The organism is Paenirhizobium selenitireducens ATCC BAA-1503, from assembly GCF_000518785.1.
Lineage (GTDB): Bacteria > Pseudomonadota > Alphaproteobacteria > Rhizobiales > Rhizobiaceae > Allorhizobium > Allorhizobium selenitireducens.
Map to the genome: position 1 here is coordinate 383,431 of NZ_KI912495.1, position 26,671 is coordinate 410,101.

General features: G+C 61.8%; 33 protein-coding genes. 26 read left to right on the forward strand and 7 right to left on the reverse strand.

All coding sequences use genetic code 11. The features are described 5' to 3' along the window. Positions 1-3 precede the first annotated feature (3 nt). The 9 genes from L867_RS0122885 to visR all read left to right on the forward strand — a co-directional run bounded on the left by L867_RS0122885 (position 4) and on the right by visR (position 7,478). The gene (locus L867_RS0122885; protein ID WP_028738988.1) at positions 4-471 is read left to right on the forward strand and encodes a chemotaxis protein CheW; all 468 of its coding nucleotides are present in this window, start codon (positions 4-6) and stop codon (positions 469-471) included. Next, a complete protein-coding gene (cheR, locus tag L867_RS0122890; protein WP_028738989.1) occupies positions 468-1,376 on the forward strand; it encodes a protein-glutamate O-methyltransferase CheR in 909 nt (302 codons plus the stop codon). Before L867_RS0122885 ends, cheR begins: the two co-directional genes overlap by 4 nt. Next, a complete protein-coding gene (gene cheB / locus L867_RS0122895; RefSeq protein ID WP_028738990.1) occupies positions 1,373-2,419 on the forward strand; it encodes a protein-glutamate O-methylesterase CheB in 1,047 nt (348 codons plus the stop codon). The genes cheR and cheB overlap by 4 nt, the downstream gene beginning before the upstream one ends. Next, a complete protein-coding gene (locus L867_RS0122900) occupies positions 2,420-2,809 on the forward strand; it encodes a response regulator (protein WP_028738991.1) in 390 nt (129 codons plus the stop codon). It begins immediately after the preceding gene. Continuing rightward, complete coding sequence (cheD, locus tag L867_RS0122905) at positions 2,806-3,360, forward strand: chemoreceptor glutamine deamidase CheD (protein WP_028738992.1); 555 nt, start codon at positions 2,806-2,808, stop codon at positions 3,358-3,360. Before L867_RS0122900 ends, cheD begins: the two co-directional genes overlap by 4 nt. A 14-nt stretch (positions 3,361-3,374) precedes the next feature. After that, complete coding sequence (gene cheT / locus L867_RS0122910; RefSeq protein ID WP_051439176.1) at positions 3,375-3,764, forward strand: chemotaxis protein CheT; 390 nt, start codon at positions 3,375-3,377, stop codon at positions 3,762-3,764. Between the two features lie 166 nt (positions 3,765-3,930). Further along, positions 3,931-5,622, forward strand: coding sequence for a flagellar basal-body MS-ring/collar protein FliF (gene fliF / locus L867_RS0122915; RefSeq protein WP_028738994.1), 1,692 nt, complete (start codon positions 3,931-3,933; stop codon positions 5,620-5,622). Between the two features lie 340 nt (positions 5,623-5,962). Next, complete coding sequence (visN, locus tag L867_RS0122920; RefSeq protein ID WP_028738995.1) at positions 5,963-6,709, forward strand: transcriptional regulator VisN; 747 nt, start codon at positions 5,963-5,965, stop codon at positions 6,707-6,709. A 19-nt stretch (positions 6,710-6,728) separates the two neighbouring features. After that, the gene (visR, locus tag L867_RS0122925) at positions 6,729-7,478 is read left to right on the forward strand and encodes a transcriptional regulator VisR (protein WP_028738996.1); all 750 of its coding nucleotides are present in this window, start codon (positions 6,729-6,731) and stop codon (positions 7,476-7,478) included. A 15-nt stretch (positions 7,479-7,493) separates the two neighbouring features. On the opposite strand, the gene L867_RS0122930 is transcribed toward visR, so the two are convergent. The 6 genes from L867_RS0122930 to motA all read right to left on the reverse strand — a co-directional run bounded on the left by L867_RS0122930 (position 7,494) and on the right by motA (position 12,787). Then, a complete protein-coding gene (locus L867_RS0122930) occupies positions 7,494-7,934 on the reverse strand; it encodes a hypothetical protein (RefSeq protein WP_028738997.1) in 441 nt (146 codons plus the stop codon). A 5-nt stretch (positions 7,935-7,939) separates the two neighbouring features. Continuing rightward, positions 7,940-9,022, reverse strand: a complete 1,083-nt coding sequence (flhB, locus tag L867_RS0122935) for a flagellar biosynthesis protein FlhB (RefSeq protein WP_037174356.1) — start codon at positions 9,020-9,022, stop codon at positions 7,940-7,942. A gap of 209 nt (positions 9,023-9,231) precedes the next feature. Next, entirely contained in the window at positions 9,232-10,269 is a 1,038-nt protein-coding gene (gene fliG, locus L867_RS0122940; protein WP_028738999.1) for a flagellar motor switch protein FliG, read from the reverse strand. Positions 10,270-10,298: 29 nt separating this feature from the next. Then, a complete protein-coding gene (gene fliN / locus L867_RS0122945; protein ID WP_028739000.1) occupies positions 10,299-10,901 on the reverse strand; it encodes a flagellar motor switch protein FliN in 603 nt (200 codons plus the stop codon). A gap of 63 nt (positions 10,902-10,964) precedes the next feature. Then, entirely contained in the window at positions 10,965-11,918 is a 954-nt protein-coding gene (locus L867_RS0122950; RefSeq protein WP_028739001.1) for a FliM/FliN family flagellar motor switch protein, read from the reverse strand. Next, a complete protein-coding gene (gene motA, locus L867_RS0122955) occupies positions 11,915-12,787 on the reverse strand; it encodes a flagellar motor stator protein MotA (protein ID WP_028739002.1) in 873 nt (290 codons plus the stop codon). Before motA ends, L867_RS0122950 begins: the two co-directional genes overlap by 4 nt. A 182-nt stretch (positions 12,788-12,969) precedes the next feature. Here motA and L867_RS0122960 point away from each other — a divergent pair, with 182 nt between their 5' ends. The 4 genes from L867_RS0122960 to L867_RS0122975 are packed head-to-tail and all read left to right on the forward strand — an operon-like array spanning position 12,970 to position 16,469. Then, positions 12,970-13,749, forward strand: a complete 780-nt coding sequence (locus tag L867_RS0122960; RefSeq protein ID WP_028739003.1) for a DUF1217 domain-containing protein — start codon at positions 12,970-12,972, stop codon at positions 13,747-13,749. Further along, complete coding sequence (flgF, locus tag L867_RS0122965; protein ID WP_028739004.1) at positions 13,750-14,484, forward strand: flagellar basal-body rod protein FlgF; 735 nt, start codon at positions 13,750-13,752, stop codon at positions 14,482-14,484. Positions 14,485-14,523: 39 nt separating this feature from the next. Further along, positions 14,524-15,903, forward strand: coding sequence for a flagellar protein export ATPase FliI (gene fliI / locus L867_RS0122970; protein ID WP_232363995.1), 1,380 nt, complete (start codon positions 14,524-14,526; stop codon positions 15,901-15,903). Between the two features lie 2 nt (positions 15,904-15,905). After that, on the forward strand, positions 15,906-16,469 hold the full coding sequence (locus L867_RS0122975) for a hypothetical protein (protein WP_028739006.1): 564 nt from the start codon (positions 15,906-15,908) through the stop codon (positions 16,467-16,469). Positions 16,470-16,496: 27 nt separating this feature from the next. On the opposite strand, the gene L867_RS0122980 is transcribed toward L867_RS0122975, so the two are convergent. Continuing rightward, complete coding sequence (locus tag L867_RS0122980; protein ID WP_037174240.1) at positions 16,497-17,153, reverse strand: phosphoribosyltransferase; 657 nt, start codon at positions 17,151-17,153, stop codon at positions 16,497-16,499. A 116-nt stretch (positions 17,154-17,269) separates the two neighbouring features. On the opposite strand from L867_RS0122980, the gene flgB reads away from it, so the two are divergent. The 13 genes from flgB to L867_RS0123045 form a co-directional block, all read left to right on the forward strand. Next, the gene (gene flgB, locus L867_RS0122985; RefSeq protein ID WP_028739008.1) at positions 17,270-17,662 is read left to right on the forward strand and encodes a flagellar basal body rod protein FlgB; all 393 of its coding nucleotides are present in this window, start codon (positions 17,270-17,272) and stop codon (positions 17,660-17,662) included. 1 nt (position 17,663) lies between these two features. Then, positions 17,664-18,086 carry a flagellar basal body rod protein FlgC gene (gene flgC, locus L867_RS0122990; protein ID WP_028739009.1) on the forward strand — a complete coding sequence of 141 codons (423 nt, stop codon included), beginning with the start codon at positions 17,664-17,666 and terminating at the stop codon, positions 18,084-18,086. After that, entirely contained in the window at positions 18,083-18,421 is a 339-nt protein-coding gene (locus L867_RS0122995; RefSeq protein ID WP_028739010.1) for a flagellar hook-basal body complex protein FliE, read from the forward strand. Before flgC ends, L867_RS0122995 begins: the two co-directional genes overlap by 4 nt. A gap of 19 nt (positions 18,422-18,440) precedes the next feature. Next, positions 18,441-19,229: a flagellar basal-body rod protein FlgG gene (gene flgG / locus L867_RS0123000; protein WP_028739011.1), complete on the forward strand. Its 789-nt coding sequence runs from the start codon at positions 18,441-18,443 to the stop codon at positions 19,227-19,229. Positions 19,230-19,247: 18 nt separating this feature from the next. Further along, complete coding sequence (gene flgA, locus L867_RS0123005; protein ID WP_028739012.1) at positions 19,248-19,730, forward strand: flagellar basal body P-ring formation chaperone FlgA; 483 nt, start codon at positions 19,248-19,250, stop codon at positions 19,728-19,730. A 44-nt stretch (positions 19,731-19,774) separates the two neighbouring features. Further along, positions 19,775-20,848, forward strand: coding sequence for a flagellar basal body P-ring protein FlgI (locus L867_RS0123010; protein WP_051439190.1), 1,074 nt, complete (start codon positions 19,775-19,777; stop codon positions 20,846-20,848). Beyond that, positions 20,845-21,378 (forward strand): MotE family protein, encoded by a 534-nt coding sequence (locus tag L867_RS0123015; protein ID WP_028739014.1) that lies wholly within the window; start codon positions 20,845-20,847, stop codon positions 21,376-21,378. Before L867_RS0123010 ends, L867_RS0123015 begins: the two co-directional genes overlap by 4 nt. Then, positions 21,375-22,088, forward strand: a complete 714-nt coding sequence (flgH, locus tag L867_RS0123020) for a flagellar basal body L-ring protein FlgH (RefSeq protein WP_028739015.1) — start codon at positions 21,375-21,377, stop codon at positions 22,086-22,088. Before L867_RS0123015 ends, flgH begins: the two co-directional genes overlap by 4 nt. Before the next feature lie 39 nt (positions 22,089-22,127). Further along, positions 22,128-22,652: a flagellar basal body-associated FliL family protein gene (locus L867_RS0123025; protein ID WP_028739016.1), complete on the forward strand. Its 525-nt coding sequence runs from the start codon at positions 22,128-22,130 to the stop codon at positions 22,650-22,652. Further along, positions 22,649-23,386, forward strand: coding sequence for a flagellar type III secretion system pore protein FliP (fliP, locus tag L867_RS0123030; RefSeq protein WP_028739017.1), 738 nt, complete (start codon positions 22,649-22,651; stop codon positions 23,384-23,386). Before L867_RS0123025 ends, fliP begins: the two co-directional genes overlap by 4 nt. A gap of 337 nt (positions 23,387-23,723) precedes the next feature. Next, on the forward strand, positions 23,724-24,686 hold the full coding sequence (locus tag L867_RS0123035; protein ID WP_028739018.1) for a flagellin N-terminal helical domain-containing protein: 963 nt from the start codon (positions 23,724-23,726) through the stop codon (positions 24,684-24,686). A 285-nt stretch (positions 24,687-24,971) separates the two neighbouring features. Beyond that, positions 24,972-25,934 (forward strand): flagellin N-terminal helical domain-containing protein, encoded by a 963-nt coding sequence (locus L867_RS0123040; RefSeq protein WP_028739019.1) that lies wholly within the window; start codon positions 24,972-24,974, stop codon positions 25,932-25,934. Positions 25,935-26,210: 276 nt separating this feature from the next. Next, positions 26,211-26,671: flagellin N-terminal helical domain-containing protein (locus tag L867_RS0123045; protein WP_028739020.1), on the forward strand; the 461-nt coding region annotated here is incomplete at its 3' end.

Genomic DNA, 26,671 nt, shown 5'->3' on the forward strand with positions numbered 1-26,671 from the left:
ACTATGTCGTATGCGGTGAAGAACTTGGTTGAAGGAGCGCGTGAACTGATTGCCTTTCGTATCGGCGATCAGGAGTTCTGCGTGAACATCATGTCGGTGCGCGAGATCCGTGGCTGGACCCCCGCGACGCCGTTGCCGCATTCGCCATCCTACGTTCTGGGGGTCATCAACCTGCGCGGCGTCGTGCTGCCGATCATCAACCTTTCGATCCGACTCGGCATGAAGCCGGTCGAACCGGAAGCCCGGCACGTCATCATCGTCGCCCAGGTCGGCGCGAAGGTGGTGGGCCTGCTGGTCGAAGCCGTATCCGACATCCTGACAGTCAACGACGACAACATACAGCCGACGCCGGAGGTGACCTCCGACCTCGAGAAGCAATATGCCCGCGGCATTCTCGCGATCGACAAGCGGATGATCTGTCTCATCGAGCTTGGTGCACTGTTCCCTGACGCCGAAAGCGAGGCCGCATGACGGTTGCCATCAATACATCTTCCCGCCACTCGGACGACGAGGTTCTGGCCAGCGGCGAGTACCCGCTGTCGCGCCGGGACCTGAACGAGATCGCGGCGATGATCTATTCGGATGCCGGGATATCGCTCAACGAATCCAAGGCCTCCCTGGTCTATTCGCGTCTGTCGAAGCACATCCGCAATCTGGGTCTTTCGGGATTTCGCGCCTATTGCAGCCTGGTCGCCTCGCCGGAAGGGGCCCAGGAGCGGCGCGAAATGCTGTCGCACCTGACCACCAACTTCACCCGCTTCTTTCGCGAGAACCATCATTTCGAGCATCTGCGCGACGAGGTTCTGCCGGGCCTGATCGCCCGCGCCAAGGCCGGCGGCCGTGTCCGCATCTGGTCGGCCGCGAGCTCGGACGGGCAGGAGCCCTATTCGATCGCGCTGACCGTGTTCCAGGCCTTCCCGAACGTGCTCGACTACGACTTCAAGATCCTCGCGACCGATATCGATCCGAAGATCCTGGCGATCGCTCGTCAGGGCGCCTATGACGAGCAAGCTCTGGAGACCGTTTCCCCGGTCATGCGCAAGCAGTGGTTCAAGGAAGTCGAGATCGGCGGGCGCCGCAAGTTCCAGGTCGACGACCGCCTGAAGCGCCTGATCACCTACAACGAACTCAACCTGATGGCCCAGTGGCCCTTCAAGGGCAAGTTCGACGTCATCTTCTGCCGCAACGTCGTGATCTATTTCGACGAGCCGACGCAGCAGCGCATCTGGGGGCGCTTTGCCGGTTTGCTGCCGGAAGGCGGCCATCTCTATATCGGCCATTCCGAGCGGGTTTCGGGCGATTCGAAGAACCATTTCGACAATATCGGTATCACGACCTACCGCTATACCGGCAAATACGTGGGGGCGCGCGCATGAGCAATCCCGCCCGCGTCCTCGTCGTCGATGACAGCGCAACCATGCGCGGCCTGATCACGGCGGTGCTCAACTCCGATCCGGAAGTCAACGTGGTCGGTCAGGCTGGCGATGCGATGGAAGCTCGCGCCGCCATCAAGCAGCTCAATCCCGATGTCGTGACGCTCGACATCGAGATGCCGAACATGAACGGCCTGGAATTCCTCGACAAGATCATGAAGCTGCGGCCGATGCCGGTGATCATGGTGTCGACCATGACTCACCGTGGCGCCGAGGCAACGCTGGCCGCGCTGGAAATCGGCGCCTTCGATTGCGTCGGCAAGCCTGTTCCGGGCGATTCCCGTCCGTTCGGCGATCTCGCTGAAAAGGTCAAGGCAGCCGCGCGGTCGCAGCACCGCTACCAGGCGGTGGCGAAGGCCACCCAGGCGGCCCCGGCGCCTGCGAACGACTTCAAGGTCGGCCGCAAGATCGTTGCCATCGGTTCATCCACCGGCGGCGTGGAGGCGCTGATCACGGTCCTGCAGAAATTCCCGCGCAATTGCCCGCCGACGGTAATTACGCAGCACATGCCGCCGACGTTTACCAAAAGTTTCGCAGAACGGCTTAATCGTCTCTGCGCCCCGGTCGTGGAGGAAGCGACCGACGGAGCCAGACTTGAGATCGGCAAGATCTATCTCGCCCCAGGCGGCGACCGCCATTTGCAGGTGGTCAACGCCTCCGCACCGAGCTGCCGGCTGGTCGATCGACCGCCGGTGAACGGGCACCGTCCTTCGGTGGACGTCCTGTTCGATTCGGTCGCGGAACTGGCGGGTCGAAATGCTGTGGGGGTCATCCTGACCGGCATGGGCCGCGACGGGGCTTCCGGACTGCTGAAGATGCGCCACGCCGGTGCGCGCACCCTCGGACAGAACGAGAAGACCTCCGTTGTCTATGGGATGCCCCGCGTCGCCCATGAACTAGGCGCCGTCGAGCAGCAATTGCCGCTTGGTTCCATTGGGGAGGAAATCCTCAAACTTACTGCCGCCCGAAAAGAAGGTATCGAATAAATGTCTCTAGCCGAAAAAATCAAAGTTCTGATCGTCGACGATCAGGTGACGAGCCGCCTGCTGTTGAGTGACGCCTTGACCCAGCTCGGCTTCAAGCAGATCACCGCCGCCGGCGATGGCGAGCAGGGGATGAAGATCATGGAGCAGCAGCCCCATCATCTGGTAATTTCCGACTTCAACATGCCGAAGATGGACGGACTGGTCTTCCTGCAGCACGTCCGCACCAACCCGAGCACCAAGAAGGCCGCCTTCATTATTCTGACGGCGCAGGGTGACCGTGCGCTGGTGCAGAAGGCAGCCCAGCTCGGTGCGAACAATGTCCTCGCCAAGCCGTTCACGATCGAAAAGATGAAGGCGGCTATCGAAGCGGTATTCGGAGCGCTGAAATGACAGAGGACGGTGCAGTCAGGCGCGTTCATATTATCCAGGGTGAGTTCAAGGTCCTCAACGACCCGAACGCCGTGTTGTCCACGATCCTGGGCTCGTGCGTGGCTGCCTGTTTGCGGGACCCGATCGCGGGTGTCGGCGGGATGAACCACTTCCTGCTGCCCGGTTCGGCCAACCCGGGATCCGGGGGCGGGGATGCCACCCGCTACGGGGTCCATCTGATGGAACTCCTGATCAACGGTCTTCTGAAGCAGGGTGCCCGACGCGAACGGCTTGAGGCCAAGGTGTTCGGCGGCGCCAAGACGATCGCCACGTTCTCGAACGTGGGCGAACAGAATGCCGCCTTTGCCATGCAGTTCCTGCGCGACGAAGGCATCAAGGTCGTCGGTTCGTCGACGGGCGGAGAGCATGGTCGAAAACTGGAGTTCTGGCCGGTCAGCGGTCGGGCAAGGCAGTATCCGCTAACGGGTGCGGAGACCCAGAAGACCGTGGCGCTCGAGCAGCGTCCGGCGCCGGTGTCGAAGCCTGTCGAGAGTTCAATCGAGTTTTTTTAAGTATTGGAATCCGGATGCCAAAAGAAAACAAAGCGGAGAAGGCTATCGTGGAAGAGGCGTTGCCGGAAATCATGATGCGGGTGGTGTCGGAATTGCACGACGTGGCCTATCTCATCGAGCGTATCGAGCCGCAGCTTCTGGAGCTTGGTGGCACCAACGTGCTGCAGCATCCGGACAGTATCAAGGTTCTGCAGGGCATCGATCTTGCCGTGCAGAAGGCACGCGGCCTGGCCGAGTTCATCGACACCATCACCGGGTCCATCCCCTCGGAATGGATGGTCGACATGAGCACGGCGCTCAGCCTGGTGAAGCTTGCCGAAATGCAGAAGGCGCTCGGCGCCGGACTGCGCCATGGCCACTCCCAGCCGCTCAGCAAGGCGGCAGGCGACTTCGACTTCTTCTGACCGCCGGGCGCCTGCGCCTCGCCATTGATTTCTGAGGGTTTGGGACGATTTGCCGCCATGACGCCGGCATTTCGCTCGCCACGAAACGTTCGCACAAGTTTCGCTTTCTAATGTCTCGCCAAGGGCAAATGCCCCAAGACCCTTCTTGTTGATGGTGCGAGACAGAATGAATCTGTTAAATCAATTACTTCAAGTCTTTAAGAACTTGGCGTCGCTGGGCCAGACCCGGCTCCTGGCAATGGCCGGTGTCGCCGTCGTTTCTTTCTCGCTCGTCATCGCTGCCGCGATTTTCGTCAACAAGCCCGCCTACGAAACCCTTTATGTTGGTCTCGAGACCACCGATCTCAATCAGGTGAGCATCGCCCTTGCGGAAGCCGGCATCGATTTCGAGGTCGGCACCGACGGCAAGAGCGTCCAGGTTCCGGTCGGCATGACCAGCAAGGCCCGCCTGCTGCTCGCCGAGCGAGGCCTGCCGAACAGTGCCAATGCCGGCTACGAACTGTTCGACAATGTCGGCTCGCTTGGTCTGACCTCGTTCATGCAGGAAGTCACCCGGGTCCGCGCCCTCGAAGGTGAAGTCGCCCGCACCATCCAGCAGATCAGCGGCATTGCCGCCGCCCGCGTTCATATCGTCATGCCTGACGTCGGCAATTTCCGCCGCGGCGACCAGAAGCCGACCGCGTCCGTCATGGTTCGCGCCTCGACCGAGACCGGCCGCAAGTCGGCAGCGTCGATCCGCCACCTCGTTGCCTCCTCCGTCCCGGGCCTGGACGTCGAGGACGTGACGATTCTCGATTCGACCGGCCAGCTTCTCGCCTCGGGCGACGAAAGCGGCGGCGCCGCCAACCGCTCGCTCGGCGTGGTGCAGTCGGTGCAGCAGGAGATCGAATCCAACATCGACAAGGCGCTCGCGCCCTTCCTCGGCATGGACAATTTCCGCTCGTCGGTCACGGCCCAGCTGAACACCGACACGCAGCAGATCCAGGAAACCATCTACGATCCGGAATCGCGCGTCGAGCGTTCCGTGCGCGTTACCAAGGAAAACCAGAAGTCGCAAAGCAAGCAGGCTGATTCGGCCGCAACCGTCGAACAGAACATCCCGCAGGGCGATGTCCAGGGCGCGACCGGTGGTCCGCAGTCTTCCGACGAGCAGGACAAGAAGGAAGAGCAAACCAACTACGAGATCAACAGCAAGACGGTTGCGACTGTAAAGAACAGCTATACCGTCGAGAAGATCTCGGTCGCCGTCGTCGTCAACAAGGGGCGCATTGCCACGATGGTCGGCGAACCGGCCGACCAGGCCAAGATCGATGCCTACCTCGCCGAGATGCAGAAGATCGTCTCGACCGCCGCCGGCCTCGACACCGCCCGTGGCGACCTTGTGAACCTGACCGCCATGGACTTCCTTGAGAACCAGCTGCTTCAGGAATCCGCATCCGGCCCCGGCCTGATGGAGACGCTGAACCGCAACCTGGGCGGCATCATCAACTCGCTCGCCTTCGTCGCCGTTTCCTTCCTGATCGTCTGGATGGGTATCCGTCCGATGGTCCGGGCCGCTGGTGGTGGATCCGCAACGGCGATTGCCGGCGGTGCCGAAGAGGCTGCCGGCCTGGAACTGCCGGACTTCTCGCCGGCACTCGGCGGCGCATCGGGCGGCAGCTCGCTGATGGAGGGCTTCGGCGCCGACTTCGGCTTCGACAGCACCGACGACCTGTTGACCATGGACGACGACGCCAATGGCGGCTTCAACCGCCGGGTCAAGGAAGGGCCGGAACGCCGGCTGTCGCGGATGGTGGAAATCTCGGAAGAGCGCGCCGCCAAGATTCTCCGCAAGTGGGCCATCGACAGGGCGGCCTGAGACGGATCACAGAGATGAAGAGACCGCGTCGGTACCCCCGGCGCGGTTTTGTCATGCGCAGGGATCGACGCCTCGGTTCGGGCGATACGAAGGCGCATGCAAGGAGCGCCGATCTGTCGGGCGCACCGCTCCATCGCGACCCCTCGCCATAAGACCGCCGAATTCGCCAAGTTTGGGGTGCAACGATTCGAGGCTGTGATCTTTGGCTCTTTATCTTCTACTATGACTGTGATTCGTTAGCTGACAAGAACGAGCAAAGCGGCATTCGGAGGACGGCGGTATTCCGGGTGTTTGTCGCGAACCAAGCGATCGAACGTTTCGTCCTTGAGGGGGCAACAGAATGGACGTGGAGCTATCCGGGGATAAGGTCGGGAGCAGAAAGGCGCCTGCGGCGGCGGCCGATGCACTTCCTCGGCTTTCGTCGCGCGATCAGCTGATTCGCAAGCTGGCGATCGCGTCGCAGGCCGGTCACATGAGCGCCAGCCTTGTCGTCCTTAACGACTATGTCGGCGCCTCCCATTTCCTGTTGGCACGCTATGACCTGGTGCAGGAGCACGGGCTCGATTTCGTCGTATCGTCCAACTGGCCCTTCGATCTGGTCCGCCGACTGGAAAGCGAGATCGCGGCGACCTATTCGCGCTCGACGGAGCTGGACAAGTGCATTTCCGTGCTGCAGCCCAAGTTCGGCCTGCTTCCCGATGATGCCGCCGTGCCGGCGGGCATCAGCCGGCAGTATTGCTCTCTGACCGTGAGCGTCGGCCGCACCCGTTTCGCGCTGATGCTGCTGTTCGAGGAAAACTTCGTCCTGTCGCCGGAGCTGTTGCGCGAAGTCGGCCTGCTCGCCGGCTATTGCATCAGCCTGTCGACCCGCAAGGCGCAGAAGAGCGATCGCGATTTCGAGCTGACCGAACGGGAACTCGAATGTCTGTTCTGGATTGCCGAGGGCAAGACCAGCGACGAGATCGCCACCATTCTCGGCATCTCGCGCAACACGATCAATAACTACATCACCAGCGTGATGCGCAAGACGGCGACCAAGACACGTTCCGAAGCGATCGCCTATGCGGTCCGCAACAATCTCGTCTAAAAACAAGGGAATGGCAGGCATGGCGTATCCGGAAGGGCCGTTCGAAACCGTTCGGGAGGATCTGAAGGCCTCGACCTCCCGTCAGGTAACGTCCCGCTCGGACATCTTCCCGAAGCTTGTTTCCCTGCAGCGAGCCCTTCATGCACGGGGCTTCGCCGTGCTGCGGGTGACAGGTGCCGGCATGGCTTCGAAGCGTCGCCTGACGGCCGAATACGAGAACTGGCCTGCCGCGCACGGAATGAGCTGTGAGCCTTTCATCGCCGCCTATGGCGAGACGCTGCTCGGCCATATCGAGACATCTCTGCTGCCGGTCCTGTGGAGCGCCGAGGAAAGTGACAGCTTCGCCGAGGCATCCGATTTCGTGCCGTTCGTCGTGCAACTGGAGCCGCGCGTGCTGGCCTATTCGGGCATTGCCTTTCCGGTGCGGCTCGGCGCGGTCGGCAACGGCTATGTGATGTTCCCGACGACCGGCACGGTCGATCTGCCCGGCGAGGTGATCCTCGACGTGCATGGGCGATGCTGCAAGCTGATGACCGAGATCCTGCAGCTCGACGAACGCCGGACCATGCCGTCGGAAGCCTTGAGCGAGCGGGAGATCGCCTGCCTGCAATTGGCGGGCGACGGTCGGATCAGCGAGGAGATCGCCGATCACCTCAAGCTTTCGGTGCACACGGTCAACGCCTATCTGGGATCGGCGACGATCAAGCTCGATTCGGTCAACCGCATCCAGGCGATCGCCAAGGCGATCCGCCTCGGCTACATCACCTGAGCGCTGTCACGCAATTCACGAATAGAGCGAATCGGATCGCGACTTGACGAAGCGCGCCTCGCGCAGCCGGCGTTCCAGCATGCGCGTATTCTCGTCTGGATCGCCCGACGGCTGCTGGAAGGCGATGTGGTTGATCTCGATGCCGGCATGCTCGTTGGCGAGCTTCAGCTGGGCGTAGATCGTCACGTCCTTCGGCTTGATCTCGAGGTCGAGAACAACTTCCGGAACGCCGCCCCATTCGAGACGGTATTCGCCGCCCGCGCCGAAATTGACGGTTCCCGGGTGGAAGTAAAGCTCGGCCGCCGAGGAGACCAGATCCGCGATGTTCCCGTAGAGCTCGAAGCGCAGCAGGGAAATCAGGTCCGCCGCATCGAGCAGGCGCAATTCGGTGGCCACAGGGCTGATCGCTTCGGCCACGATGCGTTCACGCTGGGTGGTGTAGGGGCATTTTTTCATCGCAGTTAGCGCACCCGTCTCTTCTGCGCCTTCGCGGCGTATACCCGATGAACGAGTTCCGCGACGGCTTTGTAAAATATCGACGGGATGACACTATCCACCGAGACTTGCGCAAACATGGAGCGCGCGAGGGGTGGGTCCTCAAAAATGGGGATATCGTTTTCGCGGGCAAGCTCGCGGATCTTCAGTGCGACAAGGTCCTGGCCCTTGGCGATGACCACCGGCGCCTCGTTTTCCTCGCGCACATAGCGCAGCGCCACCGCGTAGTGAGTCGGGTTGGTAATGACGAGCGTTGCGCGTGGTACGTTGTTGATCATGCGGCGGCGCGCACGATCGCGCGCGATCGAGCGCTGGCGCGCCTTGATGATCGGATCGCCCTGCGACTGCTTGTGTTCGTCCTTGATTTCCTGCTTGGTCATGCGCAGCTGGGTGTACCAGTGGTGCCGCGTCCAGAAGAAGTCGACCACCGCCAGCACGAAGGTCGCCAGAAGGATGACGATCATGATCTTCTTCATGATCGTCGCGAACTTGAAGAAGATGACCTGCGGGTCGGAGAACATCGCGTTGAGCGTGCCGAAATATTCCGATTTCAGCGCGAAGACCATGATGGTCGAGACGATGATGATCTTGAACAGCGATTTGCCGAATTCGACCAGGCCGGTGACGCTGAACATCCGCTCCCAGCCCTTGGAAAGCGACACGCGAGAGGCTTGCGGTCTGATCCGCTCGAGCACGAAACTCGGCATGTGCTGCAGGACGTTCGATCCGACGCCAAACAGCATGATGAGGGCGACCGCGGGGAGCAGCAGGGCGCTTGCTTCCCAGGCGAGATGGGTGAACAGCGAGACGACGTCGGTCGCCGAGTTGATGCTCCACTGATCGGGCTGCTCGAACAGATCGCGCAGGCTCTCGCCCATGCGCGCCATGCCGGACGGCAAGAAGAAGACGAGGTACAGATAGAAGGCGAGCGCGGAAGCGAAGATCGGGACTTCGCGGGATATGGGGGTGTTACCCTTCTCCGCTGCGTCCCGCATCTTCTTCTCTGTCGGGTCTTCTGTTTTACTGTCTTTGTCCTGATCGTCGGACACGCCTTTTCCCTCGTTTGCCAGGAATGCGGACAGAGGGCGGATGCCGTCGTCCGCCCGCGGCCTGGTCCGGCCGATTTGATACACCCGCCGTTTCGCCGGTGGCCGGCGATCGGAAACTGCGCCAATTGCCTCTAGACGCTAAACGCCCGCCGATTGGCATACAATCGGCGGGCGCTGCAAGTCTTCAGTTTTCAACAGTCGCTCGGGCCTCAGGCTGCCTGCTGGTCGCCTTCGGTCTCCTTGAGCTGGATCTGGCCGGCATTGGCGAGGCGGATGGCCTCCTGGGCGACCGCGCGGCGGGCAATCGCGATTTCGCGCGGATTGATGCCGGTGGCTCCCGTCTGCAGGTCCGATTCGATCATGCGGCGCGAGCGCGGGCTGATGGCCGAGAGCACGCATTCCTTGATCTCTGCGCTGGCGCCACGCAGCGCCATCGTGAGGATGTCGCCGGAGATGTCGTTGAGCAGCATGACGCGGCTGCGCTGCGGCATGGCCAGCAGATCCTCGAACAGGAAGATCTTCGGACGAACCTTGTTGACGGCTTCCTTGCTGATCGATTCGAGCGAATTGAGCAGTGTATCGACGTCGGGCTTTTCCAGCTCGTTCATGAGTTCCGCGACCTTGGCCGAACCGGTCGAATTGCGCTCGGCGTCGATCTCGGCGATCAGGTCGTGGACCCGGTTCTCGATGATCTGGGCCGCCTTCGGGCTGACGCCCTTGAGGTTGACGGTTCGGTTCATGATGTCGGCGCGCCGGCTTTCCGGAAGCTTGAGCAGCACCTTGGCGCCGAAGGACGACGGCAGCATCGAAAGGATGTAGGCGACCGTCTGCGGATGTTCGCGCATGAGGAACTTGGCGATGAATTCGGGGTCGGCGTCCTGCAGGCGGTCCCAGATGGACGATTCGTAGGCCTGGAAGGCGGTGCGGCGGCCGAGCAGGCCGTCGACTTCTTCCGGCGTAAGGCCTTCCTCGAGAATGCTCTCGATCGCCTTTGCATTGTCCATGAGGCCTGTACCTTCGGTAAACAGGTCCTCGAATTCGTTGACAAGACCCTGCAGCTCATCCGGCGGGATGGTCCGCAGCGTCTGCGCAGACGCGATGATCGTCTGCAGTTCCGCCTGGGTGAAGTATTTCAGCAGCTTTCCGGCCACACCCTTGCCCATGGCAAGCAGCACAGCGGCTGCCTTGTCTGCCTGGGACAGAGGTTTGCCCGTCATTGGGCCGCCGAAATCGTCAAAGTCCATCATGGTCTTTCCTCTCTGGCCCTGGGAGCGGGTCAGGACATCTTGCTACCCATCACTTCGATCAGCTTGACGCCGAAACGCGTATCGTCGTTCTCCAGGACGGTGATCTCGCCGCGCGCGATGCGGCGGCCGTTCACCATGATCTCGACCGGCTCGCCGATCTTCTTGTCGAGCGCGATGATGGCGCCCTCCTCGAGATTCATCAAGCCGGAGACCTGCATGCGGCTCGAACCAAGGACGATCTGCACGTCGATCGGAATGTCCATGATGAGGTCGAGATTGGCGGTCAGCGCACTGCCCGGTTCGGCTGACGCGCTAGGCGCTGCACCAAAGGACGTGTCGCCGAAGGAGCTGCTGCCGAACGCGTCGCCACCGCCGAAATCGGAAGATGGAGCGTTGAGCGCGCCACCGCCGAAATCGCTCTCGAATGCGGACAGCGGGTCGGCCTTGCCGTCGCCCATGGCGAAGTCGTCACCAAGGCCGCCGCCGAAATCGGAGCCGATGTCGGGCAGTGTGCCCTCGGCATCGTTCTTCAGCACGCCGCGCAGGTCGTCGATCGCCTGGTCGAAATCGGTGTCGCTGCCGGGCATCGCCAGCGCGTCGTCTTCGATAATAGGTGTCTTCTTCGTAGCCATGGATTGATTATTCCCGTTGAAACTTGCCTCAACCTGCCTTGTCGCCAAAGTGGGTCGAATGGCTTAGCCCATCAAATGCTTCAATATCTCGTCTTCGCTGCTGATGTTGTCCTTGACCCGCACGGTATAATGTTCCCCGGCGCGGCCGAATTCGCAGCGATACATTTCCTTGCCGTTGGCGCTGACGTCGACCGTCACGTCGCCCTTGTCGCGGAAAGGAATGACGTCGCCGGCGGCAAGTCGCGAAATGGTGTTCAGCGTCAGGGTCTGGAGGCGGATCTTCGCCTGCAGCGTGACCTGCGAGCGCCGCACCTGCTCGGCGATCTGCTCGGCCCATTCCTTCTTGTTGCGCGACATCTGATTCTTGGACTTCGGAACCGTCACGACGGTCTTCAGCAGCGCCTTCTGCGGCACGACGAGATAGAATTCGGACGACACGGTGCCGAGGTCGATGCGCATCTTGATGGTCGCGGCGAACTGGTCGACATGATCGGTCTCAGGCTTCGGGCGATCTTCCGCATTGTGCGGCTTGTCGATCAGCGGCTCGAACCCGCCGGCTGCATTGACGCCGGAACGCAGCACGTTGGCGATCTTGTCGAACACCATTGAGGAAAGATCGAGCTCGATGCGCGACAGCGGCCGATGGATCGGCTCCTCGATCGTCTCGGGAAGTGCGCCGAGCAGGTTCTCCATCAAGGTGATGATGAAGCTGTTGCCGCAGGCAAGAACGAAATGCGGGCTCCAGTTGCGCAATTGCGTGTCGGCCAGGACGACGTTGTCGCCCAGGTCCGCAACCAGATCGCTCATCAGGCCTGTCTCGTGACCGGCATAAGCGACTTCCATCGCCAGGCCGGTCTCGCTGTGGAAGATGTCGGGCAGAAACCCGGCGTAGAGATCGCCGAATTCCGAGCAGAGCTTCGCGAGCGTCGCTCGGTCGCCGAGTGCACCGGTCAGCCGAGCCAGCAGGGCCTGATCGATCGGGGGAGCGGGATTGGTTTCGAGCTCGGTCATCGTCATGCCGCCTTGTTCTCGCCACCCGGGTTCATCATTTCCTGCTCGACCGCGTCGATCGAGGGCCGTTCATAGGCCGAGATCGTCTTGCGGCCGTATTCGAGGGCCACCTGCGGAACCGAGCCGTTCATGTAGGCGAGCAGCGTCTGCTTGACGATGATGTAGAGACGATGCTGTTTCGTGCGCACGGTCTTGATCTGGGTGATCAGCGGGTTGCAGAGGCAGTAGGAAAGGAAGATGCCGAGCATGGTGCCGACAAGTGCGGCGCCGATCAGGCCGCCGAGAACTTCTGGCGATTCGTTGATCTTGCTCATCGCCTTGATAACGCCGAGAACCGCCGCGACGATACCGATGGCCGGGAAGCTGTCGCCCATGGACGTCATCGCGTGATAGGGCTTCATCTTGTCGTAGAGGATGGTGTTGATTTCCTCGTCCATCAGGGCCTCGATCTCATGGCTGCGGGCATTGCCGATGATGATGAGGCGGACGTAGTCGCAGATGAACGAGGTCAGTTCCTTGTTCTTCAGGACGCTCGGAGCAGCCTGGAAGATGGTGGATTCGTCCGGATTGTCGATGTGGGCTTCGATCTCGTTGCGCGACTTGGTGCGAAGGTCGCGCATCAGCGAATAAAGAACGCCGAGCACGTCAAGATAGGCACGCTCCTTGGGAACCGAATGCTTGAAGGCCTCACCCAGAGCCTTGCCGGTGTCTTTGACCACCTTCATCGGGTTGGCCATGATGAAGCCGCCGACACCGGCGCCGCCGATGATCATAAGCTCGAACGGCTGCACGAGAACGTCGACATGGCCGCCCATGGCCATGAATCCCCCGAGGACGCAGCCGATGGTTATGACAAATCCAATAATGATATTCATTTCGTGCCCGCATCTGAACGTTGCTTTTCAGCACAAGCGATACGGACCCTGCCTTGCGTGAGGCTGAACCCCGGGCGTTGACGGTTTGTGAACCTACAGACAGCTTCGCGCAAGCCTTTTGCCTCAAGAAGAGCGATAACGGACGCATTTTCCGATTGTCCATATCGAAAGGCGCAACGACCGTGACGACGACTTACACGAGCTACCAGCAGATTACGCAGAACATCGACAAATCGATCGAGCGCGTCGCCCAGGCACCGGACGCGGCGCGCGAGACCGAATACTATTTGTCGAACATCGGCGACATCAAGTCCGTCGACGAATTCATGGCCGATACACGCCTCTACAATTATGCGCTGAAGGCGCACGGTCTGGAAGACATGGCCTATGCCAAGGCCTTCATCCGCAAGGTTCTGACGGAAGGCGTGACCAAGGACGATGCCTTCGCCAACCAGCTGACCGACAGCCGCTACGCCAACCTCGCCACGACGCTCAACTTCGAAGCGCATGGCACGGCCGCGACGTCGTTCGACAAGGCCCAGCAGGGCGTGGTCGACCTCTACATGCGCGAGACGCTGGAGCAGGAAGCCGGCAACGACAATACCGGCGTTCGCCTCGCGCTCTACTTTGAGCGCAACGCTTCCAAGATCACCTCCGCGATGGACATCCTCGCCGACGACGCCCTGGCCCAGGTGGTTCGCACCACGCTGCAGTTGCCCGTCGAATTCGCGGCAGCGGACATCGACCAGCAGGCGGACTTTCTCGAGCGCGTGCTCGACATCGAGGATTTCCAGGACACCGAGAAGACCGGCAAGTTCCTGGAGCGCTTCACCGCGATGTGGGAAATGGAGAACCCTTCGGAAAACTACGATCCGCTGGCGGTCTTCGGTTCCTCGTCCGGTTACGGCATTTCGCCGGACCTTCTCATTTCCATCAATTCCCTGAAGCTCGGAGGCAGCTAAGTGCAATCCGGATTATACGTATCCCTTTCGTCGCAGATGGCGCTCGAACGCCGTCTGACGACGATCGCCGACAACATGGCCAACCTCAACACGGTTGGTTTCCGCTCCACCGAGGTCAAGTTCGACGAGGTGCTGAGCAAGACGCAGAACGACATCAACGCCAAGATCGCCTTCGTCAACCAGGGTAACGACTACCTGTCGACCAAGAACGGCGAACTGGCGAATACCGGCAATACGCTCGACTTCGCCATCAAGGGCGATGCCTGGTTCGCCATCGATACGCCGATCGGCCAGGTGCTGACCCGCGATGGCCGCTTTACCATGAAGGAAACCGGCGAACTGGTCTCCGTGCGTGGCTATCCCATACTCGACGCCGGTGGCGCACCAATCCAGCTGAACCGTGCGGGTGGCCCGCCGACGGTCGGCGCCGACGGCAAGGTCATCCAGGACGACCGCCAGGTGGCGACCATCGGTCTCTTCACCGCCGACATCACCAAGGGCTTCGTCCGCTACGACAACAGCGGTGTCTCGATGGTGGACCAGCCGCAGCCGGTCGTGGACAATCCGGAAGTGTCCGTCATGCAGGGCTATGTCGAGAATTCCAATGTCAACGGCATTGGCGAGATGACCCAGCTCATCCAGGTCAATCGCGCCTTCGAAAGCATCAGCTCGCTGATGCGCGACAGCGAGTCCTCGCTCAGCAACGCCATCAAGGTTCTCGGCGGCTCAAGCTGAACCTGAAGTCTTCAATTTCTGGCGGAAGAGATGTCGCAGATGCCCGAGCTGTCCCCAAAACTGACCCAGATGGCCGGGCTCGCCGCCCGTTATGCCAATCCGGAATACTCCGTCACCCAGGGCGGGCACGTCCGCACGATCGCCGCCGGCCACTACACGGTATCGGGCCTGTCGCGCCACCTGCGGCTCGGCGAATTCGTCGCTCATCGCAGCCGGACCGGCATCCATCTGGGCGAGGTCATCCGCGTCGAACCGGATCTCGCCTATGTCTGCCCGATCGAGCCGGGCGAGCCGATCGGCATCCATGACGTGGTGATCCGCAAGGGCGCCTTCCGCATCGCCCCCGACGACAGCTGGTGCGGCCGCACGATCAACGCGCTCGGCGATCCGATCGACGGCGGTGCGCCGCTTTCGCCGGGCTCCGTTCGTCGCGCGATCTCGAACAGCGCCCCGCCTTCGATGACCCGCAGCCGCGTCGAGAAGGGCTTCCGCACCGGGGTCAGGGCGATCGATCTCTTCTCTCCGCTGTGCCTCGGCCAGCGTCTCGGCATCTTCGCCGGCTCCGGCGTCGGCAAGTCCACGCTTCTGTCGATGCTGGCGCGCGCCGATGCCTTCGACAAGGTGGTGATCTCGCTGGTCGGCGAACGTGGCCGCGAAGTGCGCGAATTCATCGAGGATACGCTCGGGCCGAACATGGCGAAGTCCGTGGCCGTCGTCGCCACCAGCGACGAAAGCCCGATGCTGCGCAAGATGGCGCCGCTGACCGCGATCACCATTGCCGAGCATTTTCGCGACCAGGGCGAGAACGTGCTGTTCATCGTCGACAGCGTCACCCGCTTCGCCCATGCCATTCGCGAGGTGGCGACCGCCGCCGGCGAACCGCCGATCGCGCGCGGCTACCCGGCCTCGGTGTTCACCGAGCTGCCGCGCCTGCTCGAGCGCGCCGGCCCCGGAGAGGAAGGCACAGGCACGATCACCGCGATCATCTCCATCCTGGTCGACGGCGACAATCACAACGATCCGATCGCCGACTCCACCCGCGGCATTCTCGACGGGCACATCGTGCTCGACCGCAGCCTTGCCGACGAGGGCCGCTATCCGCCGATCAATCCGCTCACCTCGATCTCGCGACTGGCGCGCAAGGCCTGGACGGGCGAGCAGGAAAAGCTCGTCTCGCGGCTCAAGGCGCTGATCCATCGCTTCGAGGAGACCCGCGACCTGCGCCTCATTGGCGGCTATCGTCCCGGCAGCGACGCTGACCTCGATATGGCGATCAAGCAGGTGCCGGTGATCTATGAAGTCCTGAAACAGACGCCCGGCGAGAGGCCGGCCGCCGATGCCTATGCCGATCTGGCGAATGCGCTGAAGGCCGCCCAGGGCGGCAACCAGCCCGCCGCGGCTGCAAGAACGAGAGGGTGACCGTGACCGATTTCGACGCCGACGAACCTGTAGCGCCGCCGAAGCCTTCGGTGCGCAACCGGATTTCAACGACTGACCGTGTGCTTGGCTTGACCGGCGTGGCGCTTGCCTGCGCGGCGGCCTTCTTTCCCTGGTATGTCTTCTTCAACGAGGAGAAATTCGGCATCCAGGTGGCCGACTGGAAGCACACCCGCGACCTTCCCGAAGGCCCCGGCCGCAATGTTTTCAGCGTCTCGCCGCTGGCGATGGTCGATAATGACGACGAGGGCGGTGGAGAGTCGTCGGGCACGGCGGTCGATCCGCTGGTAACCGCCACGGTCTCGAAGCTCGGCGCGGAGAAGCTCGCGGGCGACGAGATGCCCGAGGCCCAGCCTTTCCCGGGCCGCAGCGGCTTCCGCCTGCTCCACGTCGCCAACGGGCGCGCGCTGATCGAAGACAATTCGGGCATGTACATGGTTCGCGTCGGCTCCATCCTGCCGGACAACAGCCGGGTAGCGACGCTCGAACAGCGCGACGGCAAGTGGGTGATCGTCACATCCACGGGTGAAGTCTACCAGAACGACTGACCGGAAAACCCGGCGAAGCTTTGCCGGTCATGGTCTCCTTCGAGCCGCTTCCGCCTCGTTGAGCGCCGCGATCACGTCGGCATCGGTGAGTTGCGGAAAATCCCGGTAGCTGAACCCGATCGCGCCGAGGGCGCTCAGGCCCTCGAGGACGACGACCTCGTCGACGTCGCCCCTCAGCATATCAAGCGCATCCTGCGAGGCGACCGGCACGGCGAGCACGATCCTGGCCGGCTTCTGCGCCTTCAGGCCCTTGATGGCGGCCCTGACCGTCGCTCCCGTGGCAATGCCGTCGTCGACGACGATCGCCACCCGGCCTTCGATGGCTATGGGATCCCGGCCGCTGAAGTAGAGCTTGTTGCGCCGGTGGATCTCCGCCAGTTCACGGGCTGCGACCGCTTCGAAGGCGGCCGGAGCGACGCCCGAAAAGTCGATCACGTTGTCGTTGCGGACGGTGAACGGTTTCTCCCCGTCGACGATCGCTCCCATGGCAAGTTCCGGCTGGCTGGGCAGGCCAAGCTTGCGCACCAGCAGCAGCGTCATCGGCGCCTTGAGGCGGCGGGCCACCGGCAATGCCACCTCGACCCCACCCCTCGGCAGGGCGATGACCACGGCGTCGGCCTTGCGGAAGCGCTGCAGCGCGTCGGCAAGCTGTTCACCGGCCTCTTTTCGGTTGTTGAACGACATGGGTCCCGCATGCCTCCTCGTCGGTTTTTGGCCGGAAATATCCGATCTTCCCCTCCGTAAGTCCCACGCAAGTTTACCGCTCTAGGTTCGGGACAGAAAATGGCGGAGAAAAGTCCATGCAACCCATCCAGCTTTTCCAACTGGCAGCCAGACAGGCCGACTGGCTAGCTGTACGTCAGGAGGTTGTGGCGAGCAACATTGCCAACGCCAACACCCCGAAATACCTGGCCAAGGACATTACCCCCTTCAGCGCGGTCCTCGATACCACGACGACGGTGCAGATGGCGCGGACCAATCCCAATCACATGGCGCTGAGCGATCTTAGCGACGAAGACATTGCGGTCAAGGAATCGGAGCTCAACGACGAGATCGGCATGCAGGAGTCCGGCAATTCGGTCTCGATTGCCGAGGAGCTGACCAAGACCGGCGAAATCAAGCGGCAGCACGAGCTCAATACGAACCTCGTCGCTTCCTTCCATCGCATGATGCTGATGACGGTGAAGAGATAAAATGACAGATCCTCTGAGTGCAGCCCTCAAGATCGCCGGCAGCGGACTGGAAGTCCAGTCCACCCGCCTGCGCATCGTTTCCGAAAACATCGCCAACGCCCGTTCGACCGGCGACACGCCGGGTGCCGATCCCTATCGCCGCAAGACGGTGACCTTCGGCACCGAACTCGACCGCGCAAGCGGCACCGACGTTGTGAAGGTCAAGACGATCGGCGTCGATGATTCCGACTACATCGAGGAATACGAACCGGGCCATCCGGCTGCCGACGAGAACGGCGTCGTCAAGATGCCGAACGTCAACATCCTGATCGAGATGGGCGACATGCGGGAAGCGAACCGCACCTACGAAGCCAATCTCCAGACCATCAAGCAGACCCGTGAGCTGCTGTCCCAGACCATTTCACTTCTGAAGGCCTCGCAATGATCGATCAAATCCAGAACGTCGGCTCGCTCTCCAAGGTGACTGGCCTCGACAGCATTGCCACCGATGCCATCTCCTCGACGACGACCAGCGTCGGCGCGACGCCCGGCAGTTCGACCGGCGTCAGCTTCGCCAGCGTCCTCGGCGACATGGCGAATTCGACGGTACACAACATCAAGCAGGCGGAAGTCGCCTCCTTCGAGGGCATGACCGGCAAGGCCGACACCCGCGAAGTCGTCGATGCCGTCCTTGCGGCGGAACAGTCCCTGCAGACGGCGATTGCGCTCCGCGACAAGATCGTCTCGGCCTATCTCGAAATAACGAAAATGCAGATTTAGCGAATTTGAGGACGAACACATGAGAGCGCTCGCCATCGCAGCCACGGGCATGGATGCCCAGCAGACCAATCTTGAGGTCATTGCGAACAACATCGCCAACATCAACACGACCGGTTACAAGCGCGCACGCGCCGAGTTCACCGATCTGCTCTACCAGACCGAACGCGCTCAGGGCGTGCCGAACCGTGCCAACCAGGCGATCGTGCCGGAAGGCGCAAATATCGGTCTCGGCGTGCAGACCGCAGCGGTGCGCAACATCCACACCCAGGGCGAACTCGCCCAGACCTCGAACGAACTCGACCTGGCGCTCGTCGGTCGCGGCTGGTTCCAGATCGAATCCCCGGATGGCACGACGCTCTACAGCCGCTCCGGTGCGTTCAATACCAATGCCGACGGCCAGCTGGTGACGATCGACGGCTATGCCGTCGTTCCCGGCATCACCGTGCCGCAGGACGCCAGCGAAGTCGTCGTCTCGCGGACCGGCCAGGTTTCGGCCCGCATCGGCAACAGCTCTGACTTCACCGATCTCGGCCAGCTGACGATCGCCAACTTTGCCAACGAGGCAGGCCTGAAGCCGCTCGGCGACAACCTGTTCGCGCAGACTGCCGCCTCGGGCGAGGCCATCGTCGCGGCTCCGGAAGATCCGGGTTTCGCCTACATCAAGCAGGGCTACCTGGAATCGTCGAACGTCGATTCCGTCAAGGAGATCACCGACATGATCTCGGCCCAGCGCGCCTATGAAATGAACTCCAAGGTCATCCAGACCGCCGACGAGATGGCTCAGATCGTCAGCAAAAATCTGAAGTAAGGACGGAGGCAGGCAAACATGACGTTTCGCCGGATCACGAGATACCTGGCCAGCGCGGCGGTCGCAGCGACCGTCGCCGCTTCCCTGTGGGCAGCGCCGCAAGCCGCGTACGCGCAGGCTTTCGCGGTCGTGCCGACCCAGACGGTCTATCCCGGCGAAACCTTGACTGCATCGCAGCTCGAGGAAGTCGCTGTCACCAATCCGAACATCGCCGGCGGCTATGCGCAGTCGATCGCCGAGGTCGAAGGCATGATCTCCAAGCGCACGCTGCTGCCGGGACGGACCATTCCCGTTGCCAGCCTGAGACCGCCCTATGCGATCAACCGCGGCGCCAATATCCGGCTGACCTTCACGCTCGGCAGCATGACGATCTCCGCCTCCGGCACGCCGCTCTCCGACGCGTCGGTGGGCGACGTCATCAAGGTCCGCAATCTCGATTCCGGCGTCATCGTCACCGGCACGGTGCTGGCGGACGGAACAGTACAGGTGATGGCGAAATGAAGACTTTCCGCTTGTCCAGGATCGCACTCGTCGTGCTCGCGGCGATGCTCTGGCCCGGCATCGGGGCCGAAGCCGCAGGCTCGCGCATCAAGGACATCGCCTCGCTGCAGTCGGGACGCGACAACCAGCTGATCGGCTATGGCCTGATCGTCGGCCTGCAGGGCTCGGGCGACAGCCTGCGCTCATCGCCGTTCACCGACCAGTCGATGCGCGCCATGCTGCAGAACCTCGGCATCTCGACGCAGGGTGGCCAGTCGAACGCGAAGAACGTCGCTGCCGTCATGGTGACGGCGACGCTGCCGCCTTTTTCGAGCCCCGGCAGCCGGATCGACGCAACCGTCAGCTCGCTGGGTGACGCCACCTCGCTGCGCGGCGGCACGCTGGTCATGACCTCGCTCACCGGCGCCGACGGCCAGATCTATGCCGTGGCCCAAGGCTCGGTCATCGTCTCGGGCTTCAATGCCCAGGGGCAGGCGGCCAATCTCCAGGAAGGCATCACGACCTCCGGCCGCGTGCCGAACGGCGCGATCATCGAACGCGAGCTGCCGTCGAAGTTCAAGGATTCGGTCAATCTCGTCCTGCAACTGCGCAACCCCGACTTCACGACCTCGATCCGCATCGCCGACACGGTCAACGCGTTCGCACGCGCGGCCTTTGGCGCGCCGATCGCCGAGGCGCGCGACAGCCAGGAAGTGATCGTGCAGAAGCCGCGCACCGCCGACCTCGCCCGCCTGATGGCCGACATCGAAAACCTGCTGGTCGAGACCGATTCGCCGGCCAAGGTCGTGATCAACGAGCGCACCGGCACGATCGTCATCGGCGCCGAAGTCCGTGTCTCGAAGGTCGCCGTCAGCTACGGAACCCTGACCGTCCAGGTCACCGAGACCCCTCAGATCATCCAGCCGGAGCCCTTCTCCCGCGGCCAGACCGCGGTTCAGGACCAGACCGACATCCTGGCCCAGAAAGAGGGCGGCAATGTCGCCATCGTCGACGGGCCGGATCTGCGCACTCTCGTCAGCGGCCTCAACAATATCGGCGTGAAGCCAGACGGCATCATCGCCATCCTGCAGGGCATCAAGTCGGCCGGCGCCCTGCAAGCGGAGCTTGTCCTGCAATGACGTCCATGACCTCGACCATTTTCTCCCTCCGCCCGCGCAATCTCTTGCTGGTTGCCGGCATGGCGCTTCTGCCGCTGGCTTCCGGCAGCGCCCAGGAGCAGAAGCCGGCGCCGGATACGGCATCGCAGGCCGAGATCCAGCAGTTCTGCACCAGCATCGCCGACCCGGCGCGCGACCAGCGCTACCTGCTGCAGAAGCAGGAGCTGGAAAAGCTCCAGGCCGATGTCGACAAGCGCATCGCCGTGCTCGAGCAGCGCCGCGCCGAATACGAGGACTGGCTGACCCGCCGCAATGCTTTCATGAAGCAGGCGGAAGGCAATCTCGTCGAGATCTACAAGAAGATGAAGCCTGATGCGGCGGCACCGCAGCTCGAGGAGATCGATCCGATCCTCGCCGCCGCCGTCATCATGAAACTTCCGGCCCGCCAGTCGAGCCTCATCCTCAGCGAAATGGAAGCCCAAAAGGCGGCCATGGTCGCGGCCATCATGTCGAGTGCCGCCGACCCGAATACTTCGAAGGACCCGTCATGATCAAGCGTTCCCCGGCAGTCCTGGCCGTCCTCTTCCTCGCCGGATGCCAGAGCCAGACCCTGAAGGAAATCGGCAACGCACCGTCGATGAGCCCGATCGGCAGCGGCCTGCGTTACAGCCAGACGCCGCAGATGGCGCTTTATCCGAAACAGCCGCGCGCCATGGCAAGCGGCTATTCGCTGTGGAGCGACAGCCAGTCGGCGCTGTTCAAGGACGCCCGTGCGTTGAACGTGGGCGACATCCTGACGGTCAACATCCAGATCAACGACAAGGCGTCCTTCGAGAACGAGACCGACCGCAGCCGCACCAACAAGAGCGGCATGAACTGGTCGACGAGCGCGGACTTCTTCGGCTACAAGCCGCCGGAAACGACCGGCGAGCTCGGTTCGGGCTCCGACACCAGCACGCAGGGCAAGGGCTCGACCGAGCGTTCGGAAAAGCTGACGCTTCTCGTTGCAGCTGTCGTCACCGGCATTCTCGAGAACGGCAACCTCTTGATCAGCGGTTCGCAGGAAGTGCGCGTCAACCACGAGATCCGCATCCTCAACGTCGCCGGTATCGTCCGTCCGCAGGATGTCGATGCCGACAACACGATCTCTTACGAGCGGATCGCGGAAGCACGTATCTCCTATGGCGGCCGCGGTCGCCTGACGGAAGTCCAGCAGCCACCGGTCGGCCAGCAGGTCGTCGACCTCTTCTCGCCGATCTGACGCACGCAACCCGGCAAGCTGGAAGGAACGGCAGAGCAGATGGAACAGGCCGAAGGCACAGAGAAGAAGAAGAAGTCGGCAACCGTGATGCTTATCGCGGCGATCGCCGTCCTGACGCTCGTCGGCGGGGGAGGGGGCTGGGTGATCGGCTCCATGCTCGCGCCGAAGATCCAGGCCGTGGAGGAGGCGAACAAGGCGGCTGAAGCCGAGAAGGCTGCCAAGGCCGGCGGCCATGGCGAGAGCAAACCCGAGGAGGGGCTTCCCCACGTCGCCACCGAGGCGAACGGCATCGTCCAGCTCGAGCCGATCACCACCAATCTCGCCTATCCTTCCGAGAACTGGATACGCCTCGAAGTGGCGCTGATGTTCAATGGCGCGACGGACGTGAAGATCGCCGAGGACGTCCACCAGGATATCCTGGCTTATCTGCGGACCGTTTCGCTGCAGCAGATCGAGGGGCCGCGCGGCTTCCAGTATCTGAAGGATGACATCCAGGAGCGTGTTGACCTTCGCTCCGAAGGGCGCGTATCGAAGGTGATGTTCAGGACTTTTGTAATCGAATGATTCGGTTCCTCCTTCTTGCCGCCGTCATGATGATGGTGCCGGAACTGGCCGCGGCGCAGCAATTGCCCACGGACCTCTTCAACACGCCGATCGACGGCTCGGTCGCCGCCTGGATCATCCGCACTTTCGGCCTGCTGACGGTCCTGTCCGTCGCGCCCGGTATCCTGATCATGGTCACGAGCTTTCCCCGCTTCGTGATCGCCTTTTCCATCCTGCGATCCGGCATGGGGCTCTCCTCGACGCCGTCCAACATGATCCTGACGAGCCTGGCGCTGTTCATGACCTTCTACGTCATGTCGCCGACCATGGACCGCGCCTGGACGGAGGGCGTCCAGCCGCTGCTGGAGAACCGCATGACCGAGGCCCAGGCGGTCCCGGCCATTGCCGAGCCCTTCCGCACCTTCATGACGGCCAATACCCGCGACAAGGACCTGAAGCTCTTCGTCGACATCGCCAATGAGCGCGGCCAGACGCCGGTGGTCGGCGACAAGGTCGACTACCGCGTACTCGTCCCGGCCTTCATGCTCTCGGAGATCCGCCGCGGTTTCGAGATCGGCTTCCTGATCGTTCTGCCCTTCCTGGTCATCGACATGATCGTCGCGACGATTACCATGGCCATGGGTATGATGATGTTGCCGCCGACCTCGATCTCGCTGCCGTTCAAGATCCTGTTCTTCGTCCTGATCGACGGCTGGAACCTGCTCGTCGGCAGCCTGGTACGCTCCTTCTCCTGACCTGATGCGCATGGCCAGGTGAGCGTCGGAGCTCATGTCTCGTCCCGTTTCTGGATGGCGGAATTAACCATCCCGCTCGGCCAATCCTCCGAAAAGTCAGAAAAAACCCATATATTTCAATAGATTGAAAATAGTTCGCATTTTTTTCACGGAAATGCGGCTGAAAACGATTTTTTAACCAGTTGGCTTCAGCCGACGTTAAAGTCCCTGCTGTCTTTTAGGGGTCAGAGGCGGATTAATTCACAGACCAATTAATTGACATGACGTCGACCCCCTCTGCCGGATCTATAACCCGGCATGTCCCTCTCTCGTATTCTGTTTCCAAGGGGACACACCAATGACTAGCATCATGACCAACAACGCTGCTATCGCAGCGCTCGACACGCTCCGCTCGATCAACAAGGGCCTGAACGAGACCCAGAACCGTATTTCTTCCGGTTACCGCGTCGAATCGGCTTCCGACAACGCTGCCTACTGGTCGATCGCCACCACCATGCGTTCGGACAACAAGGCTCTCTCGGCCGTTTCCGACGCCCTCGGCCTCGGCGCTGCCAAGACCGACACGGCCTACACCGGCATGGAAGCCGCGATCGAAGTCGTCACCGAAATCAAGGCCAAGCTGGTTGCTGCTCGCGAACCGGGCGTTGACAAGGACAAGATCAACAAGGAACTGACCGAGCTCAAGTCGCAGCTGTCTTCGATTTCCGAATCGGCTTCGTTCTCGGGCGAAAACTGGCTCTACAACGAATCGACGACCGCTGTCGGCACCAAGGAAATGGTCGGCTCGTTCGTTCGCGCTGCCGACGGCACCGTCTCGGTCGAACTGCTGTCCTTCGATGCCGCCACCTCGGTCCTGATCGACACCAACACCGCGACCCGCGGCCTGCTGACCAAGGACTACTCGGTCTCCGTCGATGACGGCTCGGGCACCGCGACCACCGCGACCTACTTCCTGATCGATGCCGGCGGCACCGGCACGTCCGGTTCGGTCGTCGAACTGTCCTCGGCCACGACCGACGACGAAGTCGAAGGCATGATCTCGGCCGTCGACGCCATGCTCGCCGACATGACCGACGCTGCTGCAACCCTCGGCGCCACCAACAGCCGCCTGGAAATGCAGACCGACTTCGTCGCCGACCTTCGCGATGTAATCGACACCGGTGTCGGCCGCCTCGTCGATGCCGACATGAACGAGGAATCGACCCGCCTCAAGGCTCTGCAGACGCAGCAGCAGCTCGGCATCCAGGCGCTGTCGATCGCCAACTCCAACTCGGAAAACATCCTCTCGCTGTTCCGTTAATCGGAGCAACGGCACCGGCCTTCTTGGGCCGGCAGGGATCGGAAGGGGCCGCGCCAGCCATGGCGCGGCCCCTTCTTTTCGTTAACGGCCGGATACCTTTGTTAACGGATTGATAAAAATCACGCGCTGCATTTAGGTTTTGTTAACTCTGATGCGGTCAAGTGCAGTCATTAGCGGTGGATTAATTTCTAACTCAGACACGAATTAATTGGCATGAAGTCGCCCCACCGCGGCCGGAAGCACTGACCGGCATGTCCCTCCATACTGGAACCTAAGGGGCATTCAATGACCAGCCTGATGACCAACACCGCAGCAATCGCGGCACTCGACACCCTTCGCTCGATCAGCGCCAGCCTCGGGGAAACCCAGAAGCGCGTTTCCTCCGGCTACAAGGTCGAAACCGCTTCCGACAACGCCGCCTACTGGTCGATCGCCACCACGATGCGCTCCGACAACATGGCTCTGGGCGCCGTTGAGGACGCTCTGGGCTTCGGCGCGGCAAAGACCGATACTGCCTACACCGGTCTTGAGGCGACCGTCGATGTGGTCACCGAGATCAAGGCCAAGCTCGTGGCAGCCCGCGAGCCGGGCGTCGACAAGGACAAGATCAACAAGGAACTGTTGGAACTCAAGGCGCAGTTGGCCTCGATCTCTGAATCGGCATCCTTCTCCGGCGAGAACTGGCTTTTCAACGCGACTGCCGGCGCCGTCGGCACCAAGGAAATGTCCGGCTCCTTCGTTCGCTCCGCCGATGGCACGGTCTCGGTCTCGACGCTGACCTTCGACACTGCCGACTCCGTCCTGATCGACACCGTCGATGCGACCCGCGGCCTGCTGACCAAAGACTATTCGGTCGCGGTCGACGACGGCACGGCCTCCGGTACCACCATGACCTACTACCTGGTTAATGCCGGCGGCACCGGCACTTCCGGCTCCGTCGTGGAACTTTCAAGCGCAACCACGGATGACGAGGTGGAAGGCATGATCAGCGCAGTCGAAGCTATGCTTATGGATATTACCGATGCGGCCGCCACCCTTGGTGCGATCAACATGCGCGTCGAGATGCAGGCCGACTTCGTCGCCGACCTGATGGACGTGATCGACACCGGCGTCGGCCGCCTCGTCGATGCCGACATGAACGAGGAATCGACCCGCCTCAAGGCTTTGCAGACGCAGCAGCAGCTCGGCATCCAGGCGCTGTCGATCGCCAACACCAACTCCGAAAACGTGCTCTCGCTGTTCAAGTAAAGCCCGGCAAACCAAGACTTTTCTTCGTCCGCAGACAGGTCGGGCCGTGCACCGGAAGGTGCGCGGCCCGATGCCTTTTTGGGCAGTTGAACAGATATTTTCAAATTCCGTCGTCCACTTCAGAACCTATTAACCTTAATCGGGTTCAATAGGATCATTAAAACGACGGATTAACCAACTGTAAACAAAGGTTAATTGCATGACGCAGGCTGTCGTTGCCGGTAGTTAGACCCGGAATGTCCCTTTCCCATATCCTGTTCACGAGGGGCAGTATCTATGACGAGTATCATGACGAACACCGCTGCAATTGCAGCACTTGACACCCTGCGTTCGATCAACGCCGGCCTCAACGAAACCCAGAGCCGCGTCTCTTCCGGTTACCGCGTCGAATCGGCTTCCGACAACGCTGCTTACTGGTCGATCGCCACCACCATGCGTTCGGACAACAAGGCTCTCTCGGCTGTCGAAGACGCTCTCGGCCTCGGCGCTGCCAAGACCGACACGGCCTACACCGGCATGGAAGCCGCGATCGAAGTCGTCACCGAAATCAAGGCCAAGCTGGTTGCTGCTCGCGAACCGGGCGTTGACAAGGAAAAGATCAACAAGGAACTGACGGAACTCAAGGCGCAGCTGACTTCGATCTCCGAATCGGCTTCGTTCTCGGGCGAAAACTGGCTCTACAACGAATCGACGACCGCTGTCGGCACCAAGGAAATGGTCGGCTCGTTCGTTCGCGC

What these genes read in the sequence shown, in the direction of transcription:
- L867_RS0122885 (WP_028738988.1), top strand. Translation starts at nt 4, where the DNA reads ATGTCGTATGCGGTGAAGAACTTGGTTGAAGGAGCGCGTGAACTGATT.
- cheR (WP_028738989.1), top strand. Translation starts at nt 468, where the DNA reads ATGACGGTTGCCATCAATACATCTTCCCGCCACTCGGACGACGAGGTT.
- cheB (WP_028738990.1), top strand. Translation starts at nt 1,373, where the DNA reads ATGAGCAATCCCGCCCGCGTCCTCGTCGTCGATGACAGCGCAACCATG.
- L867_RS0122900 (WP_028738991.1), top strand. Translation starts at nt 2,420, where the DNA reads ATGTCTCTAGCCGAAAAAATCAAAGTTCTGATCGTCGACGATCAGGTG.
- cheD (WP_028738992.1), top strand. Translation starts at nt 2,806, where the DNA reads ATGACAGAGGACGGTGCAGTCAGGCGCGTTCATATTATCCAGGGTGAG.
- cheT (WP_051439176.1), top strand. Translation starts at nt 3,375, where the DNA reads ATGCCAAAAGAAAACAAAGCGGAGAAGGCTATCGTGGAAGAGGCGTTG.
- fliF (WP_028738994.1), top strand. Translation starts at nt 3,931, where the DNA reads ATGAATCTGTTAAATCAATTACTTCAAGTCTTTAAGAACTTGGCGTCG.
- visN (WP_028738995.1), top strand. Translation starts at nt 5,963, where the DNA reads ATGGACGTGGAGCTATCCGGGGATAAGGTCGGGAGCAGAAAGGCGCCT.
- visR (WP_028738996.1), top strand. Translation starts at nt 6,729, where the DNA reads ATGGCGTATCCGGAAGGGCCGTTCGAAACCGTTCGGGAGGATCTGAAG.
- L867_RS0122930 (WP_028738997.1), bottom strand. Translation starts at nt 7,934, where the DNA reads ATGAAAAAATGCCCCTACACCACCCAGCGTGAACGCATCGTGGCCGAA.
- fliG (WP_028738999.1), bottom strand. Translation starts at nt 10,269, where the DNA reads ATGATGGACTTTGACGATTTCGGCGGCCCAATGACGGGCAAACCTCTG.
- fliN (WP_028739000.1), bottom strand. Translation starts at nt 10,901, where the DNA reads ATGGCTACGAAGAAGACACCTATTATCGAAGACGACGCGCTGGCGATG.
- L867_RS0122950 (WP_028739001.1), bottom strand. Translation starts at nt 11,918, where the DNA reads ATGACGATGACCGAGCTCGAAACCAATCCCGCTCCCCCGATCGATCAG.
- motA (WP_028739002.1), bottom strand. Translation starts at nt 12,787, where the DNA reads ATGAATATCATTATTGGATTTGTCATAACCATCGGCTGCGTCCTCGGG.
- fliI (WP_232363995.1), top strand. Translation starts at nt 14,524, where the DNA reads ATGCCCGAGCTGTCCCCAAAACTGACCCAGATGGCCGGGCTCGCCGCC.
- L867_RS0122980 (WP_037174240.1), bottom strand. Translation starts at nt 17,153, where the DNA reads ATGTCGTTCAACAACCGAAAAGAGGCCGGTGAACAGCTTGCCGACGCG.
- flgB (WP_028739008.1), top strand. Translation starts at nt 17,270, where the DNA reads ATGCAACCCATCCAGCTTTTCCAACTGGCAGCCAGACAGGCCGACTGG.
- flgC (WP_028739009.1), top strand. Translation starts at nt 17,664, where the DNA reads ATGACAGATCCTCTGAGTGCAGCCCTCAAGATCGCCGGCAGCGGACTG.
- L867_RS0122995 (WP_028739010.1), top strand. Translation starts at nt 18,083, where the DNA reads ATGATCGATCAAATCCAGAACGTCGGCTCGCTCTCCAAGGTGACTGGC.
- flgG (WP_028739011.1), top strand. Translation starts at nt 18,441, where the DNA reads ATGAGAGCGCTCGCCATCGCAGCCACGGGCATGGATGCCCAGCAGACC.
- flgA (WP_028739012.1), top strand. Translation starts at nt 19,248, where the DNA reads ATGACGTTTCGCCGGATCACGAGATACCTGGCCAGCGCGGCGGTCGCA.
- L867_RS0123010 (WP_051439190.1), top strand. Translation starts at nt 19,775, where the DNA reads ATGCTCTGGCCCGGCATCGGGGCCGAAGCCGCAGGCTCGCGCATCAAG.
- L867_RS0123015 (WP_028739014.1), top strand. Translation starts at nt 20,845, where the DNA reads ATGACGTCCATGACCTCGACCATTTTCTCCCTCCGCCCGCGCAATCTC.
- flgH (WP_028739015.1), top strand. Translation starts at nt 21,375, where the DNA reads ATGATCAAGCGTTCCCCGGCAGTCCTGGCCGTCCTCTTCCTCGCCGGA.
- L867_RS0123025 (WP_028739016.1), top strand. Translation starts at nt 22,128, where the DNA reads ATGGAACAGGCCGAAGGCACAGAGAAGAAGAAGAAGTCGGCAACCGTG.
- fliP (WP_028739017.1), top strand. Translation starts at nt 22,649, where the DNA reads ATGATTCGGTTCCTCCTTCTTGCCGCCGTCATGATGATGGTGCCGGAA.
- L867_RS0123035 (WP_028739018.1), top strand. Translation starts at nt 23,724, where the DNA reads ATGACTAGCATCATGACCAACAACGCTGCTATCGCAGCGCTCGACACG.
- L867_RS0123040 (WP_028739019.1), top strand. Translation starts at nt 24,972, where the DNA reads ATGACCAGCCTGATGACCAACACCGCAGCAATCGCGGCACTCGACACC.